Genomic DNA, 25,268 nt, shown 5'->3' with positions numbered 1-25,268 from the left:
AATGCCAGGCACGAACATCTTCAGAAGATCAGGGCGGCGAAGTGCTCGGGGCGTGGCCCGACTTGCTCTGCGAGGCCTTGACCCCGATGCCGTCGAAGCTGCCCGGCGCCGGCAAGGTGACCGTGTTCTCGGCGAACTTGAAGTTCAGGGTCCAGCTCTCGGCCTCGGACGGCACGACGTAGTCGAGCCACGAGCACCAGCTGTAGGCCTTCGAGTACATCTGGGCGTCGCCGAGCGAGGCCGCCGGGTCGGTCGGGACCGGCAAGATGTACTTGTCGCCCCCGAGCGGCCCGAAGTCCTCCTCGAACGCCTGGCGCACCGGGATGCGCTGCCCGGTCGACGTCTTGATGGTGCGCTTCACCACCACGTCGCACTGGTCCCGGCGGTCGACGTGCTGGGCCAGCAGGATCGGGTCGCCCGGCTTGACCTCGGGCGTGAGGTTCACGCGCTCGATCATCGAGAGCGGATAGCTCTTCTTCGAGATCTTGGTCCCCATCCAGCCGCCGCAGCCGCCGACCATCGCGATGAAGGTCCAGAAGGCGATCTTGTTCACCGTGTGCCTCATGGTTTGACCAGCTTCAGGGCGCTCAAGATCCAGCCCCAGATCTTCTGGAGATGCTCGCCGGCCAGCACGACGGCCGCCAGGCCGGCCAAAAACGACGCCACTGACCATTTGATGACCCTCCCGATGCCAAATAGAATATTGATCAGCTTCAGGACGGTCTTGAGCCGGGTGAAGTCTTCCGGCTCAAACCGCACCAAGATGTTGATCCCTTGCTTGAGGTTCTTGGCTTCCTCATCGTCGATCCTGATGAGGATCTCTTGCAGCAGGGGATGGACCTGATCGAACTCGATCCGCGGAGCCTGGTCGATCCGCGGGCCGAAATGACCGTGCGACAGCAGCTCGATGTCCGGGTCACGCTTCTCGTGAGGGACATCGGGCATGCTGCCGCGCTGGAAGCGCGAGCCCTTGGCCACGGGATCAGCCCTTCTTGACCGGCTTCCCGGGCACGAGGGCCGCCGGAGCCGGGCGCTGGATGACGCCGGCCAGCTTCTCCTTGGTCTGCTGCCAGGCGGTGACGCCCGCGACGGCGCCGGCCGGGATCAGCACGGTGGTGAGCGACGACCCGAGGGTGGTGACGTGCGTGAGCGCGGTCGGATCCTTGGTGACGATGGTGTTGATCGCCGCCGCGACGCAGACGAAGCCGTAGCTGAGCGTGACCGCCCCGACGCAGTACATATTGAAGGGCCGCGCCCAGCGCTGGAACCGGTCGCCGGCCGTGATCTCGGCGCGCAGCGACAGGTTCGCCTGCTCGATCTGGACCTGCTTGGTCTGCTCGACCATCGCCTCCAGCTTCGCCTTGTTGTCCGCCTCGAACTGCACCGCGGCGGCCTGGGCCGCCGGGTCCTGCAGCGTGGTCGAGATGCTCTCCGGCGTCGCCTCGGGCGCGCCGATGGCCGAGGCCAGCGAGCCGATCAGGTTGCCGGCGATGGCGCCCGGGACGCCACCGATCACCGTGCCGAGGATCGGCGCGCCGATCTTCATGAGCTGGCCGGCGACTGGGCCCCACTCCACGTTCTTCAGCCCATCGAAGTTCATGGCTCAGACCTTTGCTGCTTCGGCCAGGAAGGCGTTGGCGCGCTCCTGGTGTGCTCGGATGAAGTGGAAGGCGACGAACAGCGCGATGCCGACCACGGCGACCGCGATGCCGACCTGCAGCCAGTCGACACCCTGCTGCGCCGCCGCGATGGTGCCCGTGCCGCCGCCGGCCGCCGTGGTGGTGGCGACGGTGGTCCCGGTCTTGACCTTGGTCTGGGACGTGGCGGCCTCACCCTTCAGGGCGGTGTTCACCGCCACCGGGCTCGCGCCGGCAGCCGCCAGCGCCATCTTGATCGCGCCCGCCTCGATCTTCGCGACGCGGGCCAGCCAGCCCTTGCCGAAGGTCTTGAAGGTCGAGAGGCCCTGGTAGAAGGACCGGCGCTGGCCGGAGATCGCCTTGATCCGGGTGACGGCGTCCGCGATGGCGGCGGTGGCCGCCGCGAACTTCTTCCCGCGGCTCGGGCCGGAGTTCACCGAGCTGTCGAAGATCGGCAGGTCAACGCCGTCCGGCAGCTGGTCGCAGCCGGCCGTGGTCCAGTATTTCGCGCGGTAGATCTCCGCGGCCTGGTCCTTGGTCAGGTTGGCGATGTCGAGCGTCGGGAACGACGCGGCGGCGATGCCGTACTTGGTGCCCTTCAGGACACCCTTGCCGACCTTGCCACCGGTCCAGTTGCCGGGGTCCTTCGAGTTCTTGGTGTAGCCGCCCTCGCCCTCGAAGATGTAGGGGAGGCAGCGCTCCAGGCGCACCGCGCTACTTGAGGCCGGCATGGATCTTCTCCGGGTCAGCTTCGCCATAGACGGCGGCGTATTCGGCCCGGATCAGCTTCAGCAGCCACTCGCTGGTCGACTTCTTCGCCAGCTTGGCCATGACGGCAGCACGCGCTCGATCAGCGCGGGTTCCGTAGGCCATGATTGCTTGGTTGCGGGGCATGCTCGCATATAGGTGCGTCTGCTAGTAGATTTGATGCCTTCCCCTAAGTCCTAGGGGAAGGTTCACGCGGACATTTTCAAATCAAGTCCCAACTTGTTCAAGATGTTCATCACGTCGGCGGCGCTGGCCGCCGCCTCGATGTCGACGTTGACCTTCATCCGGGCCAGCTCCAGGTCGGCGGACTGCTTGGCCATATCCAATATGGTCGTCGCCAGCTCGGCCGGCGTGACGCCGCGCAGCGCCGCCTCGCCCTCGATCAGCGCCGAGCTGCCGCCGGCCTGCACCGAGGCGGCCTCGGCCGCCTTCATCACGTACATGGCGCGCAGGGTGGCCGGCGTGCCGTCCGCCTCGGCCCGGTCGACGAAGTGGCTCCTCGCCAGGTTCTTGGCGGCCTCGCGCAGCGCGGTGAGGTCGGGTCCGAAGATCATGGCGTCACCGTCAGGTCGAAGCTGCAGGGCAGGTTCGGGAAGGCCTCGAAGGAGATCCGGTAGGTGCCAGCCAGGGTGAAGCCGATCTTGAGGCTGCCGCCCGGATGCTCGTGCGTGCCGCTCACCGGCCCCTCGAACCGGACGGTGCAGGCCGGCACGCGCGGGATCGAGACCTCGGTCCCCACCGACGCCGTGGCCTGCTCCGGCACGCCGGCCAGGGCCGGCCGGTCCGCCAGCACCGGCTTCTTGCCAGTGAGCTTGACGTAGCGCGTGGTGCGGAACTCCTGCTGGTCCCAGCCGGCATCACCGAGCAGGATCCGCTCGCCGCGGTCCTGCCAGTCCTGGGTGAAGCCGATGGCCTGGTTCACCACCCCTGTGATCCGCCCGGTCTCGTCGTAAACCGCTGCCTCGGCCAAGGTCTTGTAGTCGCGCTCGTCGCTCATTTCGCCAGCTCCGTGACGGACAGGTAGACGCCGCCAACATTCTCACCGTTCGTATCGCGCACCCGCAAGATGAATGACCGGATGACGCCGGGCGTCCAGCTGAACACCAGCGTTGTCGGCATCATGAATAGTGAGCTGGCGCTGACGTTGGGCTGGTAGAGGTACGAGAAGATGTTGACGATACCGTTCAGATTGGCCCAGTTGTTGCCGCCGTCATCAGAGTAGTCGACGTACAGGTTGCCGTTCGTGGCCAGCGCCGGATGTGGCTGGCCGCCGTCGCCTCGCCGGAACGCGAGGATCTGGAAGGAGCTGGTCTCCGAGCGGCTGTCGATGGCGAGCTGCGCTGTCGGACCAGTCGAGGTGGCCGACACGGTCTGCGAGACGGCCTTGCCGGCGATCTTGATCGTGTCGACCGCGAGGTCGCCGATCTTGGCGTTGGTGATCGTGGCGTCGCGGATGAACGCTCCCTCGATCACTGCCTCCTTGTCGGTGACCTTCAGGACGTTCTGCCCGCGTCCGTCGCGCAGGGTCAGGCCGTAGGCGTCGGTCCCGTCGAACACGCCGACGTGGCCCATCGAGAGGTGCTCGATGCCGTCGTTGCCGTAGATGCGGATCAGCTGGTTGGTGGCGTTGAGCTGGAAGTTGATCCCGCCCAGGAAGATGAAGTCGGCCTGGACCGAGCCCGCACCGATCTTGTCCGCGGTGATCGCCCCGGCCTTGATCTTGTCCGCGGTCACGCTCTCGGCGCCCAGGTGCTTCGCCTGGATCGCATTGGCCGCGATCTGGTCAGCCTGGATCGACCCGGTCTGGATCCGGGTGCCGTCGATGATCGTGCCGCCCACCAGCACCGACAGCCCCGTGAAGTTCGAGGTCGTGGCGATGAGGATGGTCTCGGGGTCGTTCGAGATGTTGGCCCAGTTGTCCTTGCCGATCTGCAGCTTGCCGGGCTGGCGCTTGTCCCACCACACGTACCAGGCGCCCGCGTCGATAGGCGTGGTGGCCGCTGCGATGGCCTGCGTCACCGGCTTGCCGTCGTCGCCCGTGTAGACGATCTGGCCGGCGGTCCAGCCGAACTTGTTGGTGAGCACCCCGTCCGCGTCGCGCTCCACGAAGAAGGAGACGCCCACGAGCTGCACGCCGCGCGCGCCGATCTTCAGGCTGTTGGCCGAGATCGAGTTGGCCGACAGGGCGCCGCCGTCGATCTTGGTGGTGTCGGTGCCCGAGACCCACGAGGCCAGCGTGGTGGTGCCCACCTCGATGGTGTCGGCCGTGATCGCCCCGGCCGCGAGCTGCTCCGCGGTGATCGAGTTGGCCTTCAGCCGGTCGCCCTCGATGCTCCCGGCCTGGATCCGGTCGCCCGTGATGGTGCCGGCCACGATCTTGGCGTTCGTGACCGAGCCGTCCGCCAGCTGGTCGCCGGAGATCGCCGGGTTCGTGGCGGTGGCCGGCGCCGAGTAGCCGTCCGCGGTGACGCCCGAGGTGGAGACCGAGCGCAGCCAGAAGGTGCGCTGCGTCTCCACCGGCACCGTGCCGTCGTAAGAGAAGGTCGACCCGGCCGATACCTTGCGCATCGCCGAGCCCGAGGGCGGCGACTGGGCGACGGAGGCGCGGTCGATGGACCACACCTCGATCCAGGCGAGGTCCTTGGCGGCCGGCGCCGTCCACGAGAGCGTGACGCCCTGGTAGGTGCCGGTCGCGACCACGCCGGTCGGGTTGTCGGGCTTGGCCTTGCTCGATGCCGTGGTGATCGAGGCGACCGGCGACCAGTCCGACTGGCCGAAGCCGGACGCGGCCACGGCCCGGACCTTCACCTGGACCGGGATGGCCGGCCGGAGCCCGTGCAGCTCGAAGCTGGCGTCGCTGACCGGGAACTCCAGGAAGCCGCCGCCACCCTGCGCCGCCGCCACGGTGTAGCGGCCGGCCGGGCCGTCCCAGGTCGCGCGCAGGACAGCCGTCACCGTGCCGTCCGCCGCCGTCTCGGCGTCGGAGGTCAGGGTGGGCTTGGCCGGCACGGGCGGCGGCGCAGCGTCGAACAGGGTGACGGTGGCCTTGCGGGACACCTCCCCGCTCACGTTCAGCCCGGTCTTCCCGTAGGCGTCGTAGCCGGCGATGCGGACGAAGTAGGTGGTCTCGGGGACCGCCGGCAGCGCGATGTTGGTGTTCGGGCCGTCGTAGGCGGGCGGCACAACGGCCGGGTCGTAGCCCGACGCCGGCTCCATCCACACCAGCACGCCCGCGAAGTCGCCGGGCGGCGCGTCGTAGGAGATGAAGATCGTCTCCGACACGCTGTCCAGCACCGGGGTGATGACGGGCGGCGCCGGGTGGCTCACCGACAGCTCGACCGGGGTCGAGAGCTGGCCGGTGGTGTCCCGGGCCCGCACGCGCACGGTGAAGGCGCGCAGCGCCTGGCCGTTCTCGGCCAGGTTCTGGGCCAGCGTGTAGGGGAAGACGAGCTGGCCCTGCACGGCCTCGCTGTGGACGACGACACCGGCCGGGCTCACCACCTCGACCAGGTAGTCCTTCACCAGCGGGTCGGCCGAGGCGCCCCAGGAGAAGCGCGGGTTCACGGCGCGGAAGATCGGCGCCTCGGGCTCGTCGAGGAGCACGAGGTCGGTGGGCGGCACGACGGAGCGCACGGTGGTGCTGTCGGCCACCGTGTAGCTCAGCGTCACCGGGGCGCTCTCGGTGGAGCCGTCCAGGCTCACCGCGGTCACCATCAGGGCGTAGACGGCCGGGGCGGGCGACAGGAGCCGGAAGGTGGTGTCGCCGGGCTCGGCCACGATCTCGGCCGGCTGGCCGTTCACCGACTGCCGGACCCGGTAGCCGCGGATCAGCTTCGTCTCGGAGGCGTCCCAGCTCGCGATCAGGCTGAAGGTGCCGTCCGCCGCGAGGTCGGGCCCGATCCGCGCGTTGGTGACCGGGTAGACGAACTTCGAGAGCGGGCCGGTCTGCAGGCCGGTCAGGTCCCGCAGCTCGACGTCGCCGTCCACGAAGGCCCACTTCAGCCGGTTCACCTCGATGGCGGTGATGTCCAGCTGGTCGGGCTCGTCGTCGGCCTGGCTGATCGAGGTGATGCGGAACGCCTTCGGCGCGCCGATGGAGAACACGGCGTATTCCGGCAGCGGGTCGGCGAGCGCCTGGGCGAGCACCAGCTCGCTCTGCGCGCCCGGCTGATCGACCTGCAGCGGGTAGGTCACCACGCGCAGGCCGCCGGCCGTGTCCGACACGGTGAACTGGACGCTGTAGCTGATGCCGGCCTCCAGGTAGATCTGGTCGCGAAGCGGCAGCCGCAGGGGGCCAGCCGGCAGCGGCTCCATGTTGCGCACGCGCCCGGAGATGACGTTGGTGGACTGGTCGTCGGCGACCAGGATCACCTGGAACGGCAGCAGGTAGCGGCCGAGCCGGTTCGTCTTGAAGTTGACGATGATCTTCTCGGTCAGCGAGGTGGCCAGCCGCAGCCGGCCGCGCTTCACCGCCTCGGCGGCGTCGCGGCAGCCGACCGCCACGAACTCCTCGGGGTTGCGCCCGTGGACGTCGATGGCGTTCTGGTCCCAGACGCGGACCCGGTCCTCGCGGTACTCCAGGCCCGGGTTCTTGAACGACACCTTGAAGTCGTTCTTGCGCTCGGTGATGTCGGTGAGGCTGTAGTTGAAGCTCCCCTCGATGGTGTTCTCGGGCGCGAAGATCGCCACCGCCGGCTGATCGTCGGCGTCCCAGATCACCGTCGAGAAGCCGTCGCCCCGGTCGACGTACCGACCGCCGGCGATGCCCACGACGTAGTTGATCAGCTCGTTCAGCGACCGAGCTTCCTGGATGTATTCGTTGAACCGGAAGCCGTGCGCAGAGCAGTGCTTGCCGAACTCGTAGTAATCCCACTGGTCAGGGACCTCGGGATAGTAGGCGTTCTTGCCGTACCGAGCGTTCTTGATCAGGTTGTACGCATGCCAGGCCGGGTTGTTGGTGTAGGCCATCTTGAACGTGCCGTCCCACAGCCCCGGAAACTCGGACAGCTGGGTGGTCTCGTTGAAGACGTGGTTCGACGGCACCGGGATGATGACGCCCCGGTAGATGCCGGTGAACTCCGGCAGGCTGGTGAAGGTGTCGGTGGCGCGGATCGTCAGGTGCGCGAGGGCCAGGTCCGGGAAGCTGTAGACCTGGGCCACGACCTCCTGGATGCTCTCGAACGTGATGTCCTTGAAGTTGTCCTTCGTGGTCGGCGGATCGAGCCGGGTGACGCGCACGTCGTAGGGCTCGTTGATCCGGGCGACCGGGATCCGGTACTCCTTCGGGTAGTTCGAGCGCGTCAGGCCGGAAATGACCACGTTGCCGGGCGCCGCGATGGGCGTGTCCGGGAAGGTCTGCGTGCCGACCCAGCTGGTGTCGTTGTAGCTGTAGACGATCTCGCCGCTCTCGGGCGTGAGCAGCCAGTCGAACACCGTCACGCTGCCGGCCGGCGGCGCGGCGCCCGAGGGCGAGAACCAGGCGCGCCGGGTGTCGCCGACGTGGTCGGTCCACTGCCAGACCCAGAAGTCGGAGATGATCGAGCTGGTGAGGCCGGTGGGGACCTGCCACGCCTTGCCGTCCCAGGCGCGCGGCGCCCAGTGCTCCTCGGTGGTGATGAACCACATCGCCCCCTGCTCCTTGGCCTGGAGCGGCGGATCGGTCTCGGGCGCGAGGTAGGTCTCGTGCAGGGCGGCGTTGACCAGCGAGCCGGCCCGGACGCTGTCCGGCCGGTAGTTCGAGCCGCCGGAGGTGTCGGGCGGCGGGGGCGGCTCGTTGTCGAACGGGATCTGCCAGACGCTCGACGAGCGCGGCTTCACCTCGATCTTCATCGTCATGCCGTTGGCGAACTCACCGCCGGTCGTGCTCACAACCAGGAGGCGGTTCACGACGAACCGGATGTCGATGTAGTCGATCTGGGTCTTGTCGCCCTGCGCCACCACCATCTGGTTCTGGGCGCGCATGGGCAGCCCGACGTTCTTCGACGAGGCGAAGCCGCCGAGGTTCGGCCGGATGCTGTCGGCGGGGTTGGTCCCCTTCAGCATCCGCAGCTCGAAGTTGGAGATGTTCGGGGTGCCGGTGCCCTTGTCGAGCAGCGGCACGTCACCGACGTAGAAGCTCGACGCGCCGTCCTTCAGGCCCTGGATCGGGCCCTCGGACAGGGCGAGGATCAGCTCGACGGTGTCGGCGCCGAACAGGTTGTCGTCGTAGCGGGTGGCCGAGCGCGGCTGCGAGCCGGTCAGGCTCTTCCGGCCCTTAAGGGGCGCGTTCATCAGATCCCCCCGGTGTCGACAGCGTCGATCTGGAACGACAGGTACTGGCCGCCGATTTTGTCCTCACCGCAGAGGATCGGGATGCGGGTGCCGATGTCGACGGTGTTGTGCGGCGCGCCCAGGTAGTGGCTCTTCTTCTCCACCTGGTCCTTGTTGTCCCGCTTCGGCGTGTTGAACATCTGCAGGATGCCCCCGAGCACCATCATGATGCCGAGCTTCAGCAGGATCGGAGCGAACACCTGGCCGACGCCCGGGATGAAGGAGGCGGCCACCAGCACGGCGCCGATCAGCACCTGGAAGAAGCCACCGTTCTTGCCGCCGTTCAGCTGCGGGAAGATGTGCAGGTCCTGCACCTTGGACGGGGCGATCAGGTCCTCGATGGTCTCGTGACCGGCGACCTTCACCCGCAGCGGGCCCGACACGGCGTTACCGCGGAACCCCGGCAGCTGCCGGGTCACGGCCTTGATCGCTTCGGCGACCGTCGCCGCATGGACCACGATGGGCTCGGGATGGATGCTCTTCAGGCTTCCGTGGAGATGGATGCGTCGCTGCACGGATGACCTGCCCCCGCTCTACGGCGTAGCAGGCAACGCCGTCCGAGCCGATGATATAGTGTTGAAGGTGTGGGTAGTTCAAGAAACTGACAAGATCATCCCGGGTCAGGTTGCAGTCTGTCCCGGTATGTGTGTGCCATGAGGCGGCGGCGAGATCTTCGTACTTCAGGAGGTCATCGCCGGAGATGTCGAAGCCGTTGGCCGGGTCGTGGCACAGGTTCTTGACCTCGACCACCTCACCGGTCTTCAGGACGAAGCCGCAGCGCTCGGGGGCGGCCAGGTCGTCCTCGTACCGGCCAGCCAGATCGGATATGGTCGCCTCAGACATCGAGGCGGCCCTGGCGCGCGTCTTCGAGCTGGTCGCGGATCCGCTGCGGGATCAGGTCCCAGGCGTCGATCTCGGTCTCGGTGAGGAGCTTCGAGCCGTCGACCTGCGGGTGCCGGAGCACGGCGACGGTGGTGTCCCGGTAGAGCGGGCGGTTGTAGCTCTCGATTGTCGAGAGCTGGCCGGCCAGGTGGTGGATCATCCGCTCGCCCGTGAGCAGGATCGCGCCGTGGTTCGCGACCGGCGAGCGGATGGCCATCAGCAGGACATCGCCCGGCAGTCGCTGGCGTGGGTGCCCGGTGAACAGGGTAAAGCCGACCTCGCTGTAGAGATCGAGGTAGAGGTTGAGGTGCTTGCCCTCGGCGTCCGGCTCCCACCACTCATCGGGCCGAGCAACGTCCGGCACCTCGATGCCGAAGTTCATCCGGTAGAAGTCGCGCATCAACCCGAAGCAGTCTGTGCTGCCGTGCTTGAACGCGCGCCCGAGGAGGCCATCCGTCTTCATGCCGCCCTCGCGAACTCGCCGTGATGCTCGCGCGCCGCTGCCGCGTAGGCAGCGCTGGCATCCTCCAGGGCATGGAAGTAGCCGAGGCTGATCCGCTTCCCACTGACCGTGAGGCGGGCCTGATACTTCTTCTGCCGGTCGCGCCAGACGACACCCTTCACCCCAGTCGAGCTGCTGTTCAGAGCCGGGCGGTTCTGCATATTCTGTGCTTGTGTAGCTTCTCGCAGCTCGGACCAGCGGTTGTCGTCGCGGACACCAATGCGGTGGTCTACCTCATGCTCCGGCCATTCCCCGGTCATGTAGAGCCACGCCAGCCGGTGCGCCCGGTAGAACTTCCCGGCGATCCCGATGACGATGTAGCCCTTGGTCGAGAGCGTGCCTGCCTTCGAGCCAGCACGCATGCGCTGGCTGACCCTCACCTTCCAGGTGAAGATCCCCGTCACCGGGTCGTAATGCAGCAACTCGCGAAGGCGGACAGCGGTCAGCATGATCGCAATATGGTACGTTTCGTACCGATCTGCTAGCGGGCGTTTCGCTGCGACGCCCTGGGCTTGCGGTAAATATCGACTTCTTATGCCACCGTCCGTAGGGTAGTTGGAAGCGCCCCGCACGAGCCTGCTATGAACGACGTTGTCGAAACCCCAAAACCTACCACTTCGTATAGCCGCGATATTCCCTTCCTCGATGTTAGATATAAAGCTGATGTTTTGCACCAGCTTCTAGGCACGTACAATAGTATCCTAGTTCGAAATGGCGACAGCGTCAGAAGCTGGGAAGTAAACTATGACGGTCACAGATCTCGAATTGCGGTCAACAATCCGGATAAACAACATCTCGGAGCCGCATTTGCCTCGGATTTTTTTAGATTATACATCTATACGAATAGCCGTAAACGTAATCTACATTTAAGATATAATGGCCGAGATATGGATCTGAGCCTAGCTGATTTTCAAACGGAAGCTGAGATTGACGAGATCCATAATCAATTTGAGGCCTATCACGCTTCTAGTAAGATACCGGTCGTAGACACATTCAAAAATGTTACAATTTTCATTGGCCACGGGCGAAGCCGACTGTGGAGGGATCTAAAGGATCACCTCCAGGATATGCACCATTTCAAAGTCGAAGCTTATGAGACAGGCGCGCGAGCCGGATATACAATACAAGAAGTATTAAAGGATATGTCGACCAAAGCTTCCATTGCTTTACTCGTTCACACGGCGGAAGATGTGGACCGTGAGGGTAAAGAGCACGCTCGTGAAAACGTTGTTCATGAGACGGGTTTGTTCCAAGGTAAACTTGGTTTCAAACGCGCAATTGTGCTCCTTGAAGAGGGCACAAACGAATTCAGCAACATTGCGGGGTTGCAACAAATTCGTTTCCAGAAGGGCAACATCAAGGAAGTTTTCGGAGAGGTACTTGCCGTGCTGAAGAGGGAATTCGGTTCGAGATAGGTCGCACTACAGCGTCACAAAAGGAAATCCCTCGCTCGGGAGGAACATCCGAGCGGGGATTAGCTGGTCCGGGCCGTCCGAAAGCGAGCGCAGCTCGAAGCTGATCGACTGCCCAGAGATAAGATCTTTAACCCGACCGATGAAGAACATCTCATTGTTCGAGATCACCACGCCGCGCTCCAGGTGGTCCCTGAGCACGGTGTAGCGCTGCACCAGCGCGCCATCGAAGCGGCCCTCGAACGCGGCCTCGTTGAACAAGCCAACAGGGTTCATGAGGCGCAGCGTCGGCCGGCTCTTCTCCTCCTCGGAGGATCGGGAGTAGCCGGAGAACTGAACGGCCAGGTGGTCCCAGGTCTTCCCGTCCCACTGGGTCGAGGAGCCCATCGGGCCGTCCCGGAAGCGCAGCACCGCGCTCGCGCCGTCCGGCACGTTCATCAGGTTGATCTCGTAGAGGATCACCTCACCGTCAGCGGTGAGCTTCAGACCCTCGTCGACGTGGGAGCTGGGGACGGTCATGGCTGGATCAGCATCTCGATGTCGAAGGGCTCCATCTGGAAGACGCGCCAGCTGGTGCCGTTCACGATGCGCCCGCCGACCTCACCCGGGCTGGTCTTGATCGGCTTGGGCATCACCAAGGGCTTGTTGAAGCGACAGATGATCTGGCCCTGCCGTGGGTGCATGACGTAGAACGGCAGGTACATCCGGTGCTCCTTGTAGAAGTCCTCCAGGGCGTGGATGTTGAGCTGCGGCTCGACACTGGGATCGGGCGCCGCGCCGAACGCCGCCTGGAAGGCGAACATGGCCGGGAAGTTCAGGTGCAGGATCACCTCGTCGGGCCCGGTGGGCGCCGAGGCGAAGCGATACCCGCGCCCGAACTTGACCGTGGCGCCGGCGGGGTACTCGTCCTGCGGGGTCGAGTACGGGAAGTCGAAGGTCTTCAGTGCCATCTCAGCCTCGCGCCGCCACGCTCTTGATCAGCTGCCGGATCGCGCCGCCCCGCTGGATGTTGTCGCCGATCATGTGGACCACGTCGTTCTGGCTCGGCGGCGGGACCTGCTCGCGGTCGACGACGTAGACGTTCGCCGCCGCCGAGGCGCCGCCGAACTTCTGGCCGGCGTCCACCTTCGGCGCCCGGTTCACCATTGCGCCGCCCAACGCGTTCACCTGGTCGAGCTGATCGCGGCCGATGGCGTCCACCGCCGACCGGCGCAGCAGGTACTCGCCCGGCTGGGCCAGGATCATCTTGCTGTCGCGCATCGTCAGCGCCGCATCGAGACCCGGCACCGCGCCACCGCCCGCCATGCGGATCGGGCCGCCCGAGTACATGCCGACGCCGAACAGCGACGACAGGATGCTCGCGCCCGCGCCCGAGCCGCCTGCGAACAGCGACTGGAAGATCGAGTTCGTCAGGCTCTTCGAGATCTGGCTCATCAGCCCCGAGAGGATCGTGGTCGCGAACGACTTCAGGGCGTCGCCGGCCTTCATCGACCCGTTGAACAGGTTGGTGAAGAAGTTGTCGAAGGCGCCGCCCACCACGTTCAGGCTCTCGGTCAGGGTCCGCTGAGCCTGCACCACCGGGTCGACCACCTGGCCCTTGAAGTCGAGCACGCCACGGTTCTTCAGGAAGCTGTCCATGGCGCCGGAGGCCGCCTCGCCGTAGGTGCGCTGCGTGCCGGCCTGCTGCCGCGACAGGTTCATGGTCGGCTCCAGGACCTTGTTCCGCTCGCGCAGCTCCAGGATGCGGCGCTGGACCTCGACACCGTCACGGTCGACGTCGAGCCCGGCGTCCTTCATCTGCTTGAGGGTCTCCTCCAGCGCGACGATCTTGGCCTGGTTGCTCTCGTAGGTGCCCTGAAGCTCCTTCTGCTTCTCCAGCTGGTTGATCTCTTCGCGCAGGACGTTGAGCCGGTCGGTGTTGCCGGCGCGACCCTCGTTCTCCGGCCGCTCCAGCTCCTTCTGCTCCGCACGCAGCTGGGTGAGCCGGTCCTCGTAGGCCTTCAGGCTGTCCCTGCCGATGGTCTCCGCGGTGGCCAGGCCCTGCTGCTGGAACAGCCCGGCGAAGCGCTTCCGCGTCGCGTCGGACTGGGCGGCGCGCGCGTCGTCGTCCAGGCCGGGCTTGTTGCCGTCCTCCTGCTTCGCGATGTCGAGGAGCTGCTTCAGCGTGCCGTAGGCGTCCCGGCTGGCGCTCATCGCCGCCGCCGGGTCCTGGGCGCGCTTCACCGCCTCCAGCTGCGTGTCGTAGGTCTCCGACAGGGCCTTGTCGGTCCGCTTCAGCTCGGCCAGCTGGCGGGCGCGCTCGTTGGCCTGGGCCTTCTGCTCGTTCTCGGCCTTCTTGCGCTCCTCCTCGGCCGCCGTCTTGTCGTCGGTGGCCTGACGCATGCGCTTCAGCTCGGCGTCACCCGTGGTGCCGAACGGGTTGCCGACCGCGCCCTCGGCCGCCCGGAACTTCCGCTCGATCAGCGCCACGAACTCGTCGGCCGCCATGTCGGCCCGGCCGCCGTTGCCGGTGATCGCAGAGCGCGCCTTCGAGGCATCGCCGCCGTAGACCGCCGTCAGGGCATCGAGCGCCGAGCCCGAGCCGGCGCGCAGCAGCGCCATCGAGCCGGCCGCGCCCTGCTGGTGCATCAGGTACAGCTCTTCCGGCGTCGCCTCTCGGCCCATGTTCGAGCGGAAGGTGCCGGCGTTGCGGTCGGTGAACTCCTGGAAGGCACGGATCTGGGCGCCGATGTCGGTGTCGACGTCCCGGGTGCCGTACATCTTCTGCCAGGTGGACGGCATGAACTGGAACACGCCGGTCGCGCCAGCCGACGAGCGCCGCGCGCCGGAGACCACGTCGGGCGAGTAGCCGCTCTCGATCTGGCCGGAGGCCAGGGCGTAGCGGATCCGCTCCTCGCTAGCGCCGGCCGCGCGCAGCTGGTCGACGATGGCCTGCTGCGTCGAGCCGGCGCTGAACGCCACCGTGGGGCCGAGCGTGGACGGCAGCTTCAGGTCGACCTTGTCGGCGTTGATCCGGTTGATGCTCTGGCCGATCTTGGCCACCTCGCCCAGCAGCCGGTTGATCTCCTGCACGGCCGCGCGCATCTGCTCGGGCGTCGAGCGCACGTCATCCCGGACCTTCTCCAGGCCCTTGATCTGCTCCTGCAGCAGGTCGCGCCGCTCGGTCGCCCGGTCGGCCTGGAAGGTCAGCAGCTGGGTCTGCACGCGGCGGTGCAGCTCCGCGTAGGAAATGGCCAGCTTGTTGAGGTCGGCCTGGCCCTTCTCCTGCAGCTCCCGCTGCTTGTCCCGCAGCTCGGGCGAGTTGGCGATGATCTGCTCGGCGTTGACGCCCTGCTCGATCATGAACAGGCGCTCGCGCGCTGTGTTGATCACCTCCTGGTAGTGGGTGGCCAGGCCCTGCAGCTCCGTCACCCGGGACGGGTCCTGCGTGGTCGAGGCCTGCCGCTGCAGGACCTCCAGCTGGCTCTGGGCCGTGCGGATCTGCTGGTTCAGGTCGGCCTTCGCGTCGCTGGACACCGCCTGGAAGCGCTCGCGGATCTCCTTCGTCGAGCCCTTCAGCAGGGTGTTGAAGCTGTCGATCACGTCCCGGTAGGCGTCGTCGACCGCCTTCGGGTCCACGCCCTCGGCGATGGCCTTGCGCTTCGCCTCCTCGATCTCGGCGAGCTGCGCCTTGACGATGTCGTCGGTCGAGCGCGCAGCCGTCTTCATCGCCTCGAAGGCCGAGAAGCCCTGCGCGTTCCGGCCGGCGTCGGCCACGGCCCGGTCCTGCTGGCCGTAGATGTTGTCGCGCGCGTTGCGGATCGCCTGGAACTCGGGGGACGCCTGGATGGTGGCGGCCTGGAGCCCGCGGTTCACCCGCTCGGCCTCGATCACCGCGGCCTGCTGGCTCTGGACCGAGCCGACCTTGTCGCCGAACTCCTTGATCGCCGCCTCGACGCGCCCGATGGTCTCTTCGAGCTGGCCGAGCATGGTCCGCCGGTCGCTCTCCGACAGGCTGTTGTCGAGCGACACGTCGGTGCGGGACCGCTGCAGGTTCAGCAGCATGGTCGACATCGCGGAGGCGATGGGCGCGGTCTGGGACCGGACGTCGCCCGGCCGGAGCCGGGTCTTGCCGGACAGGATGTCGGCGGCCTGGACAAACTCCGGCCCGAGGTCGCGCATCTGCGCGAGCGGGTCGAGGTCGACCGAGCCGGCGTCGCCGAGGCCGGAGAACTCGCCGCCCGGGATGACGACCCGGCGGGTCCGGTTCTTCTCCTCGCGGGCGGCCTCCAGCTTCGCGAGCTGGTCCATCTTCTCGGTGATGCCGGCGAGCTGCTGGGCGAGCAGGGCCGGCATCTCCTGGTTCAGCTCGCCGCGCAGCTTCTGCAGGGCGCCGATCAGGCCGTCGACCGACGTGGTGTTGCTGTCGACCACCAGGCCGAGGTCGGCGAACGCCTTCTGCGCCTCGATCACCGCCGTCTGGCGCAGCAGGCCGTCACCGTTCAGCTTGTCGCGCCGGTCGATCAGCGACGTGATGGTGCTGTCCAGGCTGCCGGGCTGCTGCTGCAGGGTCTGCTGCCGGCCGGTCAGCTCGTTCTGGATCTTCTGCAGCTCGTCGAGCTTCGCGGTGGCCCTGCCCGCCTCGTCCTTCACGTTGACCAGGTAGTAGACCAGGCCGGACACGGCAGCGATGCCGGCGGCGCCGGCCGTGATCGGGTTGGTCAGCAGACCGGCCAGCGAGGCGCCCGAGGTCAGCCCGCCCAGCAGGCCGCCGGCCAGGTTCAGGGTCTTCAGCGCGATGGCGCTGGCGGCCACCGCGGCCAGGCCGGAGGCGAGCACCGGCAGGGCCGGCCCGAGCCCGGAGACGTTCTGGGCGAACGTCGCCATACCGCCGGCCGCGAGCTGCAGGATCGCCACCAGCGGGCGGAAGCCGGTGTCGACGACGCCGAACACGGAGTTGGTGAGCCGCTGCAGGGTGGCCGACAGGCTCTCGTTGGCCTTGCCGGCGCTCTCGGTCGCCGCCGAGGTGAGCAGGAACTCCTGCTGCAGCTGGGTGATCTTGTCCGACTGGCCGGACAGGGCGGCGAAGGCCGAGGCGGCGCGCAGGTCGAGGGCGCGCAGGGCCTCGGACGTGCCGAAGCCCTTGGAGCGCAGGTTCTCCAGCACGCCGGCAAAGCCCTGCGTGCGCAGGTCGACGTCGGCCAGGTTGATGCCCAGCTCCTTCAGCACGCCGCGGAGCTTGTCCGTGGGCGCCGAGAACTCGGTGATGAGCTGCCGGATGCCGGTGCCGATGGTCGAGCCCGACTTCACGCCGGCCTGGGCCACCGCGCCGATGGACGCCGTCAGCTCGGAGAAGCTGATGCCGCTGTCGCGGGCGATGTTGGCCGCGTACTGGATGCCCAGCTGCAGCTGGTCCATCGTCAGCTTGGTGCGGTTCAGGGCCGCCACGAAGACGTCGGCCACCTCGCCCGAGCGGCCGGCCTCCAGGTTGTAGGCGCCGAGCACCCCGGTGATCGCCTCGACCGACTGCTGCAGCGTCGAGCCCGACGCGGCGGCCAGGTCGACGACCGGCTTCAGGGCCTTCGTCACCTCGTTGGCCGACAGGCCGGTCTGGCCGAGCGCCACCGCCACCTGTGTCAGCTCGCTCACGGAGAACTTGCTGGTCGAGGCGACCTCCAGGAGCTTCCCGCGGAAGCCGTCCATCTCGGCGTTCGCGGTGCCGGTGATCGCCTGGAACTGGGCCAGCTGCTCGTCGAACTGGACCACGGCCGAGGCGGCGCCGCGGATCGCGGTCGCCACCAGACCGAACATGGCGTAGTTCGCCGCGAGCTTGGCCTGGAAGGTGAACTGGTCGGCGCCACCGTTCAGGTCGAACGCGGCCCCGCGCGCCTCGAAGCTCGCGCGCGCCCGGTCCTGGGGCGTGAGCGGCGCCGGCCGGCCGGCGTTCATCGCCTCCTGCCGGTCGCGGCGCAGCGCGGCCAGCAGGGTGCGCTGCTGCTCGATGGTCAGGTTCTCCTGGGCGATCCGCGCGGCGAACTCGCTGCGGGACACGCCGTAGCGGTTGGCGAAGCTCTCGTCCTTCGTCTGCTCGCGCGCGGCCGTCAGCGGATCCAGCCGCGCCTGCTCCGCGCTGGCGAGCCCCTTCCGGTTCCGGTCGAACCGGCGGTTGGCGTCCTGGGCCTCGTAATACTCGCGCAGGGCGGCGCGCTTCTGCTCCGAGGCAGCCGCCAGGTCGTCGGCGCGCTTCTGCCGCTCGCGCTGGGCGTTCTCGTACTGGGCCGCGTTGTACTCGCGCACCGCGGCGCGCTTGTTCTCGGCCTCGATGCCGCGCGCCAAGTCCCGGTTGACGATGTCCCGCCGGCGGTTCTCGTCCACCGCAGCGTAATACTCGCGCAGGGCCGCCTGCTTCGCCTCGGAGGCGGCAGCCAGCTCGGCCGCGCGCTGGGCCTTCTGGTTCGCCGCAAAGGCGTCGCGCTCCTCCAGCGAGGAGCCGGTGCCGGCCTTGCGGACGGCGGCCTCGGCGGCGACCCGCGCGTTCACGACGGAGGCATCCAGGTAGCCGGGAACGGAGAGCTGGGCGTTCCGGGACATGGCCCGGTTCGCGGCCAGCTGCACGGACTGCTCGACCTGCTGCGCGGTGCCGGCGATCAGGCGCTCCATCGCCTTGCCGGTGGCAATGCTCAGCCGGGCGGCGATCTGGTCCGCGGTGGTGTTGATGCCGGTGATGGCGTCGGCGACGGCGCGCTCGGTCAGGCGCACCTCGGCGATGGTCCGGCCATCGGCGACGCGGTTGCCCTCGGTGGTGCGCTGGCCGGCGCCGCGGGCGAGCGACAGCTCGCGCTGCAGCGTGATCTCGCGCTCCAGCTCGCGGTTCAGCTCCTGCTGCTTCCGCTTAACGTCCTCCAGCTGCTTCGTCAGGCCGACCTCGGCCGCCGTGCCCTTGGCGGCCTTCAGCTTGGCGTCGAGGTCCGCGATGGCGCCCGGCATCTCGCGCGCGGCGCGCGCCGAGCGCTCGAACCAGGTCTGGACCTGCTGCGCCGTCTGGAGACCATTCTGCAGGACCTCGAACGTGCGCCGGAGGCTGGCCTCCAGGTCGTTCGTGCCAATGCCAAGGTCGACGTTCAGATCATCAGCCATTGACCGCTCGGGCAAACGCCATCATCTCGTTGAGCCCGTTCAGGTCCTCAGCCTCCGGCTCGGCCTTCCCGAACAGTTTCCCGGTGACGAAGAGCAGGCTCTCCGTGACCGACATGGCTTTGACCATCTCGTAGCGGATGAAGAGACCAGTCATCCGCCGTAGATCGTTGAGGGTGCGCTTCCAGTAGAGCTTCGGAAGATCGCTGGGCGCGCACCGGAAGCACAGGATCAGGCTGTCTTCCCAGGAGAGTTCGCCGAAGAAGTCAGAGATGATCCGGCTGCCGCTAGCTTGTCCGCCCTCGTCGCGAAGAGTGCCGCGGACTTCGCGAGGCGGCGGACGAAAAAATCCAGGACGTGAGACCCTGCCCAGTCCAGCAGCTGCTCGGCGGTGTCGGGGTCGAGATCGAGCGGCACAGCCGGCTCGTCCTCGTTCTCGGGCAGGATGTTGCCGCGCTTGTCGCGGGGCGCCAGCATCAGATGCAGCGCGGCCGTCGACACGGTCGAGTTGAAACTCAGCTCGGGGACGTTCTCTGGGCTCTGCACGAGGGCCGCGATCTCGTTCAGGAGCCCGAAGCTCATGAACACGGTACGCTGCGTACCACCGACATCGAGCGTGATGCGGGCTTGCGGCTTCTCGTCGGACGACATCTCGACCCCTCGTTTGGCTGGGGGAGATGTGGGTTCCAGATGTCCAAAAGAAAAGGCCCCGGTTGCCCGGGGCCTGATCTTGTTGACCTCCCGAATTACCGGGAGAAGATCGAGAGCTTCTGGTTGAAGTCGGCCATGTAGCCTTCGTCGTTGGGCGTCGGCACCAGGGGCGTCCACTCGAACGGCATGTTCGAGAAGTTGTCCGAGCTGAAGCCCATCGAGAAGCCCTTGGTGATGCGGCACTTCGGGAAGTGCAGCGTCACGGGGGTGTTGCCGTCGAGCGCGATGCCGATCACGCGGACCGCGAAGTTGTTGTTCGCCTTGCCGGGATCGCTGTCGATCTTGTTCAGCAGGCCGACGCGGGCGCCCGCCGAGAACGACATCCCCTCGGGGACCGGGTAGCCGGCGAAGGTGAGCTTCGCGTCCGCCACCGCCGACACCTTGGCGATGTGGATCTGGTCGTCCTCGTTCTCCTGGAGGTAGATCCAGGAGCCGACCGCGGCGCCCGCGATGGCGCTCGCCGCCGTGACCTCGGTGGCCGCCGCCGCGACCGGGCCGGTGATGCCCACGGGCTTGGCCATGTCGACCAGGCCGGCCGGATCCTGCGACAGGCCGTAGGCGAAGTTCTTCGCGGTGTACTCGTACACCTCGGCCGAGCCCGTCATCGGCATGCCGTTCACGACGGACGCCACGATGTCGTTCTGGATGCCCTGCGTGAGGTCGACCTTCGAGGTCGTCACGTCGACCTTGCAGTTCTTCACCAGGCCCACGGAGTGGAGCAGCGGGTTGATCTCGGCCTGCTCCGTCATCGGCGCGATGCACAGGGTGGCGGTCGAGAAGTGGAAGCGACCGCTCTTGGCGGTTCCCGGGTTCATGGCAAGGTCTCCAACAGTGGTCTGCAATCGGTCGCTTGCAATATGAGCATGCGTCCCCATTTGTCCAAAGACTTCCCCTAAAAATTAGGGGAATAGGGGAAGATGTTATGCCACGCGAATACAAGACCTCCGGCGAGAAGCCGATCACCGTGATGGTGAAGCCCGATCTGCACGAGATCCTGAAGCACCGCGCCGAGCAGAACCACCGCTCGGTGACCAAGGAGGTGGTCTACCTGATCGAGACCGCGCTCGGCTGCGCCAGCGAGAGCGTGCGCGAGACGATGCACCTCCTCTACAAGGCGGGCGTCGAGGTCACTGAGGAGACCACTGACCAGCCTGCGTGACGCGGGCGGTGACCACCAGCTCGACGGTCGGGCGCATGTCGACCCGGCCCATCGGCGAGGCGGCGACGCCGTCGAAGGCCACGGCCTCGAACCCGGTGGGGGAGCCGTCGTCGTTGAACATCGGCCACTTCGAGCGCGCCTGGAGCCGCCGGTAGAAGGCGTCCACGTAGTCGGTCGAGCGCGTCAGGCCCGGGTCCTGGACCGTCATCACCACGACGCCGAACGACAGGTCGTGGAACTGGTCGTTCTCCGTGCAGGAGAAGGCGACCAGGCCGATCAGATCGGCGTTTGGCAGCTCGGTGGCCTCGGCGTGCGCGTCGAACTCGTAATACTGGGGCTCGCCGGGCATGTCGCGGATCGCATCCACGATCATGCGGACAGTCGAGTTGCGGGCGATCTTATACACGGGTCTTCCCCTTCTTCTTGGACTTGGCCACGGCCGAGCGCAGCGACTTGTCGAGAACGAGCGGCAGCCGGCGGCTGATCCAGTAGACCAGGGTGTTCTGCAGGAAGGGCCGGTGCGAGCCGCGGGGGTTCTCCAGCTTGTAGGCCAGCGGGTGCTTGGGATCGCGGTCCGGCGCGCCGGCCTTCTTTAGGTAGCGGACGAACAGGCTCTCCTCGCGCGCGATGCCGCCGCCGGCCGCGCCCGGGAAGCTCGCGCCGGTCACGCCGGCCTTCTCCCGGCCGGACGCCTGCGCCATCAGGCTCAGCGTCACGGACACGCGCCGCGGTCCCCGCCGCACGACGATCTTCGGATCGACCAGGGCGGCCATGGCCGGGCCCAGGTACTGGGTCAGCAGGGCCTTCAGCGCGCCCGTCTCCACGAAGAAGGTGGTCGGCTCGCCGGCCTTCCGGCGGCGCTTGTTCGCCACGGTCTGCTTCGTGAGGGCCAGCCACTCGGTGGTGGTCTTGCCCTGCAGCCGCTTCGACATGCTGTCGGACGAGAGCACCCCGGCGTTCCGGCTGATGTCGTCGAGCGAGATGGTGACCGAGCCCGAGGACGGCGACTTCAGGCGGGTGAACACCCGCGCAGCCTGGCCGGCGAACTTCTCCGCGTCGGCGGTGATCGCCGCCACGATGGCCTTCTCGTCGGCGACGATGGCCTCCATCAGGCGCTCGATCCCCTTCGCCTCGGCGCGCTCGCGCAGCAGCTCGACGGCGCGCGCGGCCACGAAGCCGGGGTCGCCCGTCTTCGAGCCGCCGACCCGGAACAGGAGCTGCAGGTCGGCCGCCATCACTCGATCTCGGCGATGGTGACCCCGAGCGTCGGGTTGATCCGCTTCACGGTCTTGCCGTTGACCTGGTCACCGAGCTGCAGCGGCGCGGCCGTGATGCAGCGGAGCCGGTCGGTGGCGATCCGGGCGCCGGGGTCCTCGTTTCCGTGGGTGTAGCTCTCGATGCTGACCCAGATCGGGCCCTTCTCCTGGTACGGGCCCTCCGACATCGGCAGGCCGGTGACCGGGTGCTTCACGGCCGAGCTGCGCCGCTGCCAGCTGACCTTGCCGGTCATCTGGAACAGCACGAAGCAGCGCGAGACCACGTCGTCGAGCGCGAGCGGCAGCTCCCAGTTCCCGACCAGCAGGACGCGGCCGGCCGGGTCGCGGAACAGGTCCTTCGCCCGGACCGGCTCGCGCGGCCGGGTGCGCAGCCCGAGGCGCGGCAGCACGAACACGCTGGTCGGCAGCGCGGTCGGGTTGACCGGGAAGATGACGCCGCGGAAGCGCGTGGCGGACGGCGGCAGCTTCCGCATCCAGACCTCGTTCTGGGCCTGGATCCGGGACAGGAGCATCGGCATAGCTTAGCCTCCGGTGCCGACCGCGGGCGCCGCTCCCGTCACGGGATCGGTGGTGTTGGTGGTGAGCCCGAGCAGGAACGGCAGGGCCTCGCTGGCCGAGGTGTCACCGGTCAGCTCCTGGGTGATCTGGCGCAGCTCGTCGGCGGTCGCCGCCACCAGGCCGTCGAAGGCGGCGGCGTCCTTCAGCCGCTCGAACTTCAGCGTCCCGTCCGTCTTCGACTGGGCGATGCGGTAGCGCAGCGACGGGAACAGGGCGGTGGCGGCCGTCAGCATGACGGCGCGGCTCGCGCGCACCTCCACCAGCGTGCCGGCGCTGAGCGCCGCGTCCAGCCGGTCACGGCCGATCACGCCGGCCAGGGTGACGTAGGCGGTGAACAGGTCGACCTCGTCGTCGCGCAGCTCGTCCTCGTTGAGGGCGAGGTAGGTCCGCACGTCGGCCGGCATGACGCCGTAGGGCGGGAGGTCGATGACGCGGTAGCCGGCGCGAGCGCTGTAGCCGCGCCCATCGGCGGTCCAGCTCACCAGCGTGGTCCGGCGCTCGAAGAAGCGGTCCGGGGCGATCACGTTGCTAATCGCGGGGACCTTGATGGAGACCCCGGTGGCGTCAGCCTCCGGGGTCAGAGCCTGGTCTACGACGAGTGGGACACCCTGGCCGTCATACAGGCTGTAGGCGACAGAGCCGACATCGGGGATCACCAGTCCCTGTGGCGCCTCGAAATCGACCCAGAGCGTCACGGGGGTTGAAGATACGATGTCCACAGCTCGACCCTACTTCTTGTGCGAGGCGCCCCGGCGGTTGTGCGTGACCTGGGCGGTGGTCGGCGGCTTCGGTGCGGGCTCGGGCCGGCGGGCACTCTCCGCGTCGACCGGGAAGCGGTCGAGGAAGCTGGCCAGGGCCAGGTCGCGGTCGCCGTCGCTCTCTTCGAGCGTCTTGAGCCACTCAGCATCGGAGGCCTCGTCGTTGAGCTGCGCCGAAACGAGGAGCTGGCCAATCGAGACCTTCTCCTGCGCCCACTGGGACTTCTCGATGACGGTATCTCCGTGCGCGCGGATGTGCTCGTGCTGTTCGGAATGCACGAGCTGGAACGCGCCGGTCGTAGAGACCAGGATCTTCATGGTGTTCGGGCTCCGGCGTCAGGTGACCCCCGGGTTTCCCCGGGGGCCGGCGGGATCAGCCGACTACTTGGAGTAGTCGTAGATCTCGCGGGTGTCGCCGAAGACCAGGCGGAAGCCCGAGACCTCGGACTTCACGTAGGTGATCGACTGCGTCTGGATCGCGCGCTCGCTCTCCGAGATCAGCGACCCCGCCTCGATCAGCTGCTCCAGGGTCTCGCCCTTGCGGTAGCCGAGGAGTTGGCCGGCCGGCATCGTGGTCGAGAGCACGAAGTTGATCTGGCCGTTCAGGATCGGCACGCCGCCGATGCGGAAGCCGGTCGCCGCGAGGTTCTCGGCGTCGGTCCGGGTCGTGGCGTTCGCGGTGGGGAGCGCGAACAGGAACAGCCAGTCGAGGTAGGCGTCCCAGTTGCCGACCACCGTGTCGATGGGCACACCCGCCTTGGCCCGCGCGACGAACCACTGCAGGAGGTGCTTGTACGAGATCCGGCCGGGCTCCGACTTGCCGGCGCCGTGCAGGTCGTCGAAGGCCGACTGCAGGACGACGGGCGCCGGCTGGTTGACCGTGTCGCCGTTGATCAGCAGGTCCGTGGCGAGACCGACCTTCGAGAGGTTCAGCTCACGCTGCATGCGGTTGGCATACGGGGTGAGCAGATCCAGGCGCGAGCGGCGCTGGAACTCGTAGGAGGTGCGGTAGCCACCACCGATCTTCCACATCTTGACCCGCGTCTCGCTGGTCTTGATGGAGCCGATGCGGAACCGGCCGAACTCGGAGACCGGGCCGAAGACCTTGAAGTCCTCGGGGTTCTCGTCGTTCACGACGGTCGAGATCATCTCGACGCCGTTGATCGTCCGCGTGGACGCGATCAGGCTGTCGAGGTTCTCGTAGTCGACCTGGCGCGAGGCGAAGCGCACGACGTCGTCGACCACCTCGGGGAACAGCGCGCGGGTGCCGGGGCTGTACTCGAAGGTGTCGGAGGCGAGGTCGAGGACCACACCGCTGTCGTAGTCGTTGCCGACCGGCAGGTTGAGGAACTTGAGCGCGGCCTCGTAGCCGTTCAGGCCCTCGTACAGCTCGGGCTTGTCGGCGGCCATCGGGTCGATGGCCAGACGCAGGTAGTCGCGCATCTCCAGGCCGTACTGGCGCGCGTCGGCCACGAGCTGCAGGCCGGCGTCCGCCGACGAGCGCTTGTTGTCCCGCAGGGCCAGGGTGGCGAGCAGACCTTCCGGCGACTTGCGGTTGGCGGTCAGCTTAGTGAGCGGCTTGAGATCCATGTCCCGTATTCCTCGGGGGCCTGTTGGTGGTACGAGACGTACCGTTAAAGTTGAACCTGGTAGTCCTGCCGCCCCTGCACGCGGTACGAAGCGTACCGCGGGCAAAAGGCGTAGTTCTGGTGACCGGGCCGGAGGCTTAGAGCTTCACGACCGAGGCGTACTTCTTGCCCTTGATCGTCAGGATCTCGGCGACGAAGGCGCCGACATCGTCGGCCGCGCCCTTCTTCACGAAGCCGTCGCCGCCGGCCACCGCCGTGTCACCCTGCGCGAGGGCGTCGCCCTCCAGCACGGGGACCAGGTCCGTGAACCGGAACTGGGCGGTGATGACGCCGCCGGCACCCGGGCCGCGGTTCTCGAACACGTCGATGCGGGCGACGCGCGGGCCGATGGCGGTGCCGGCCTCGGCCAGCTTCATGCCGCACGGCACGGCCGGATCCGGCTCGACCAGGCGGCCTTCGAGGTCCGCCTTCGAGAGGCCACCCGGATTGGCGAACGCCATGGTCCGGTTGAACATCTCGTTCTTGATCGAGTGGACGTGGACCTTCTGGTGGAAAGGCGTGCTCATCGCCGGATCTCCTGTTGCGGTGTCGAG

General features: G+C 67.4%; 26 protein-coding genes. 2 read left to right on the top strand and 24 right to left on the bottom strand.

From position 1 onward, the window contains the following. Positions 1–28 precede the first annotated feature (28 nt). The 11 genes from ACX9MN_RS12080 to ACX9MN_RS12030 all read right to left on the bottom strand — a co-directional run bounded on the left by ACX9MN_RS12080 (position 29) and on the right by ACX9MN_RS12030 (position 10,547). The gene (locus ACX9MN_RS12080; protein WP_489724531.1) at positions 29–553 is read right to left on the bottom strand and encodes a hypothetical protein; all 525 of its coding nucleotides are present in this window, start codon (positions 551–553) and stop codon (positions 29–31) included. A gap of 8 nt (positions 554–561) precedes the next feature. After that, a complete protein-coding gene (locus ACX9MN_RS12075; protein WP_489724530.1) occupies positions 562–978 on the bottom strand; it encodes a hypothetical protein in 417 nt (138 codons plus the stop codon). Positions 979–982: 4 nt separating this feature from the next. After that, positions 983–1,600, bottom strand: a complete 618-nt coding sequence (locus tag ACX9MN_RS12070) for a hypothetical protein (protein ID WP_489724529.1) — start codon at positions 1,598–1,600, stop codon at positions 983–985. A gap of 3 nt (positions 1,601–1,603) precedes the next feature. After that, on the bottom strand, positions 1,604–2,368 hold the full coding sequence (locus ACX9MN_RS12065; RefSeq protein WP_489724528.1) for a glycosyl hydrolase 108 family protein: 765 nt from the start codon (positions 2,366–2,368) through the stop codon (positions 1,604–1,606). Continuing rightward, a complete protein-coding gene (locus ACX9MN_RS12060; protein WP_157862005.1) occupies positions 2,352–2,510 on the bottom strand; it encodes a hypothetical protein in 159 nt (52 codons plus the stop codon). Before ACX9MN_RS12060 ends, ACX9MN_RS12065 begins: the two co-directional genes overlap by 17 nt. 83 nt (positions 2,511–2,593) lie before the next feature. Beyond that, complete coding sequence (locus ACX9MN_RS12055; RefSeq protein ID WP_489724527.1) at positions 2,594–2,959, bottom strand: hypothetical protein; 366 nt, start codon at positions 2,957–2,959, stop codon at positions 2,594–2,596. Continuing rightward, a complete protein-coding gene (locus ACX9MN_RS12050) occupies positions 2,956–3,402 on the bottom strand; it encodes a hypothetical protein (protein ID WP_489724526.1) in 447 nt (148 codons plus the stop codon). Before ACX9MN_RS12050 ends, ACX9MN_RS12055 begins: the two co-directional genes overlap by 4 nt. Continuing rightward, positions 3,399–8,675: a TipJ family phage tail tip protein gene (gpJ, locus tag ACX9MN_RS12045; protein ID WP_489724525.1), complete on the bottom strand. Its 5,277-nt coding sequence runs from the start codon at positions 8,673–8,675 to the stop codon at positions 3,399–3,401. The genes ACX9MN_RS12050 and gpJ overlap by 4 nt, the downstream gene beginning before the upstream one ends. Beyond that, positions 8,675–9,229, bottom strand: coding sequence for a tail assembly protein (locus ACX9MN_RS12040; RefSeq protein ID WP_489724524.1), 555 nt, complete (start codon positions 9,227–9,229; stop codon positions 8,675–8,677). The genes gpJ and ACX9MN_RS12040 overlap by 1 nt, the downstream gene beginning before the upstream one ends. Before the next feature lie 320 nt (positions 9,230–9,549). Beyond that, entirely contained in the window at positions 9,550–10,059 is a 510-nt protein-coding gene (locus tag ACX9MN_RS12035; protein ID WP_489724523.1) for an NlpC/P60 family protein, read from the bottom strand. Beyond that, the gene (locus ACX9MN_RS12030) at positions 10,056–10,547 is read right to left on the bottom strand and encodes an HNH endonuclease (RefSeq protein ID WP_489724522.1); all 492 of its coding nucleotides are present in this window, start codon (positions 10,545–10,547) and stop codon (positions 10,056–10,058) included. The genes ACX9MN_RS12035 and ACX9MN_RS12030 overlap by 4 nt, the downstream gene beginning before the upstream one ends. 132 nt (positions 10,548–10,679) lie before the next feature. Here ACX9MN_RS12030 and ACX9MN_RS12025 point away from each other — a divergent pair, with 132 nt between their 5' ends. Further along, positions 10,680–11,513: a TIR domain-containing protein gene (locus ACX9MN_RS12025; RefSeq protein WP_489724521.1), complete on the top strand. Its 834-nt coding sequence runs from the start codon at positions 10,680–10,682 to the stop codon at positions 11,511–11,513. A 6-nt stretch (positions 11,514–11,519) separates the two neighbouring features. On the opposite strand, the gene ACX9MN_RS12020 is transcribed toward ACX9MN_RS12025, so the two are convergent. From ACX9MN_RS12020 to ACX9MN_RS11995, 6 genes are all read right to left on the bottom strand, one after another. Then, positions 11,520–12,029 carry a phage minor tail protein L gene (locus tag ACX9MN_RS12020; protein WP_489724520.1) on the bottom strand — a complete coding sequence of 170 codons (510 nt, stop codon included), beginning with the start codon at positions 12,027–12,029 and terminating at the stop codon, positions 11,520–11,522. Then, positions 12,026–12,460 carry a hypothetical protein gene (locus ACX9MN_RS12015; RefSeq protein ID WP_489724519.1) on the bottom strand — a complete coding sequence of 145 codons (435 nt, stop codon included), beginning with the start codon at positions 12,458–12,460 and terminating at the stop codon, positions 12,026–12,028. The genes ACX9MN_RS12020 and ACX9MN_RS12015 overlap by 4 nt, the downstream gene beginning before the upstream one ends. A 1-nt stretch (position 12,461) precedes the next feature. Continuing rightward, on the bottom strand, positions 12,462–18,626 hold the full coding sequence (locus tag ACX9MN_RS12010; protein ID WP_489724518.1) for a phage tail tape measure protein: 6,165 nt from the start codon (positions 18,624–18,626) through the stop codon (positions 12,462–12,464). After that, complete coding sequence (locus ACX9MN_RS12005) at positions 18,619–18,780, bottom strand: hypothetical protein (RefSeq protein ID WP_157862003.1); 162 nt, start codon at positions 18,778–18,780, stop codon at positions 18,619–18,621. The genes ACX9MN_RS12010 and ACX9MN_RS12005 overlap by 8 nt, the downstream gene beginning before the upstream one ends. 74 nt (positions 18,781–18,854) lie before the next feature. Beyond that, on the bottom strand, positions 18,855–19,274 hold the full coding sequence (locus tag ACX9MN_RS12000; protein ID WP_489724517.1) for a hypothetical protein: 420 nt from the start codon (positions 19,272–19,274) through the stop codon (positions 18,855–18,857). A 95-nt stretch (positions 19,275–19,369) separates the two neighbouring features. After that, the gene (locus tag ACX9MN_RS11995) at positions 19,370–20,149 is read right to left on the bottom strand and encodes a hypothetical protein (protein WP_489724516.1); all 780 of its coding nucleotides are present in this window, start codon (positions 20,147–20,149) and stop codon (positions 19,370–19,372) included. Positions 20,150–20,256: 107 nt separating this feature from the next. On the opposite strand from ACX9MN_RS11995, the gene ACX9MN_RS11990 reads away from it, so the two are divergent. Then, the gene (locus ACX9MN_RS11990; protein ID WP_489724515.1) at positions 20,257–20,493 is read left to right on the top strand and encodes a hypothetical protein; all 237 of its coding nucleotides are present in this window, start codon (positions 20,257–20,259) and stop codon (positions 20,491–20,493) included. Here ACX9MN_RS11990 and ACX9MN_RS11985 read toward each other — a convergent pair. The 7 genes from ACX9MN_RS11985 to ACX9MN_RS11955 all read right to left on the bottom strand — a co-directional run bounded on the left by ACX9MN_RS11985 (position 20,462) and on the right by ACX9MN_RS11955 (position 25,241). Continuing rightward, positions 20,462–20,899, bottom strand: coding sequence for a hypothetical protein (locus ACX9MN_RS11985; protein WP_157862002.1), 438 nt, complete (start codon positions 20,897–20,899; stop codon positions 20,462–20,464). The genes ACX9MN_RS11990 and ACX9MN_RS11985 overlap by 32 nt on opposite strands. After that, the gene (locus ACX9MN_RS11980) at positions 20,892–21,728 is read right to left on the bottom strand and encodes a hypothetical protein (protein ID WP_489724514.1); all 837 of its coding nucleotides are present in this window, start codon (positions 21,726–21,728) and stop codon (positions 20,892–20,894) included. The genes ACX9MN_RS11985 and ACX9MN_RS11980 overlap by 8 nt, the downstream gene beginning before the upstream one ends. Next, positions 21,728–22,288 carry a hypothetical protein gene (locus ACX9MN_RS11975; protein WP_489724513.1) on the bottom strand — a complete coding sequence of 187 codons (561 nt, stop codon included), beginning with the start codon at positions 22,286–22,288 and terminating at the stop codon, positions 21,728–21,730. Before ACX9MN_RS11975 ends, ACX9MN_RS11980 begins: the two co-directional genes overlap by 1 nt. A 3-nt stretch (positions 22,289–22,291) precedes the next feature. Continuing rightward, complete coding sequence (locus ACX9MN_RS11970; protein ID WP_489724512.1) at positions 22,292–23,047, bottom strand: hypothetical protein; 756 nt, start codon at positions 23,045–23,047, stop codon at positions 22,292–22,294. A gap of 9 nt (positions 23,048–23,056) precedes the next feature. Continuing rightward, a complete protein-coding gene (locus tag ACX9MN_RS11965; protein WP_489724511.1) occupies positions 23,057–23,404 on the bottom strand; it encodes a hypothetical protein in 348 nt (115 codons plus the stop codon). A 63-nt stretch (positions 23,405–23,467) separates the two neighbouring features. After that, a complete protein-coding gene (locus ACX9MN_RS11960; RefSeq protein WP_489724510.1) occupies positions 23,468–24,676 on the bottom strand; it encodes a hypothetical protein in 1,209 nt (402 codons plus the stop codon). A gap of 136 nt (positions 24,677–24,812) precedes the next feature. Further along, positions 24,813–25,241, bottom strand: a complete 429-nt coding sequence (locus tag ACX9MN_RS11955; protein ID WP_489724509.1) for a hypothetical protein — start codon at positions 25,239–25,241, stop codon at positions 24,813–24,815. Positions 25,242–25,268 lie beyond the last annotated feature (27 nt).

The organism is Methylobacterium sp. 1A (genome assembly GCF_058072805.1).
The sequence above is the reverse complement of the archived record's forward strand: the minus strand, read 5'-3'. Positions and strand labels throughout refer to the sequence as shown.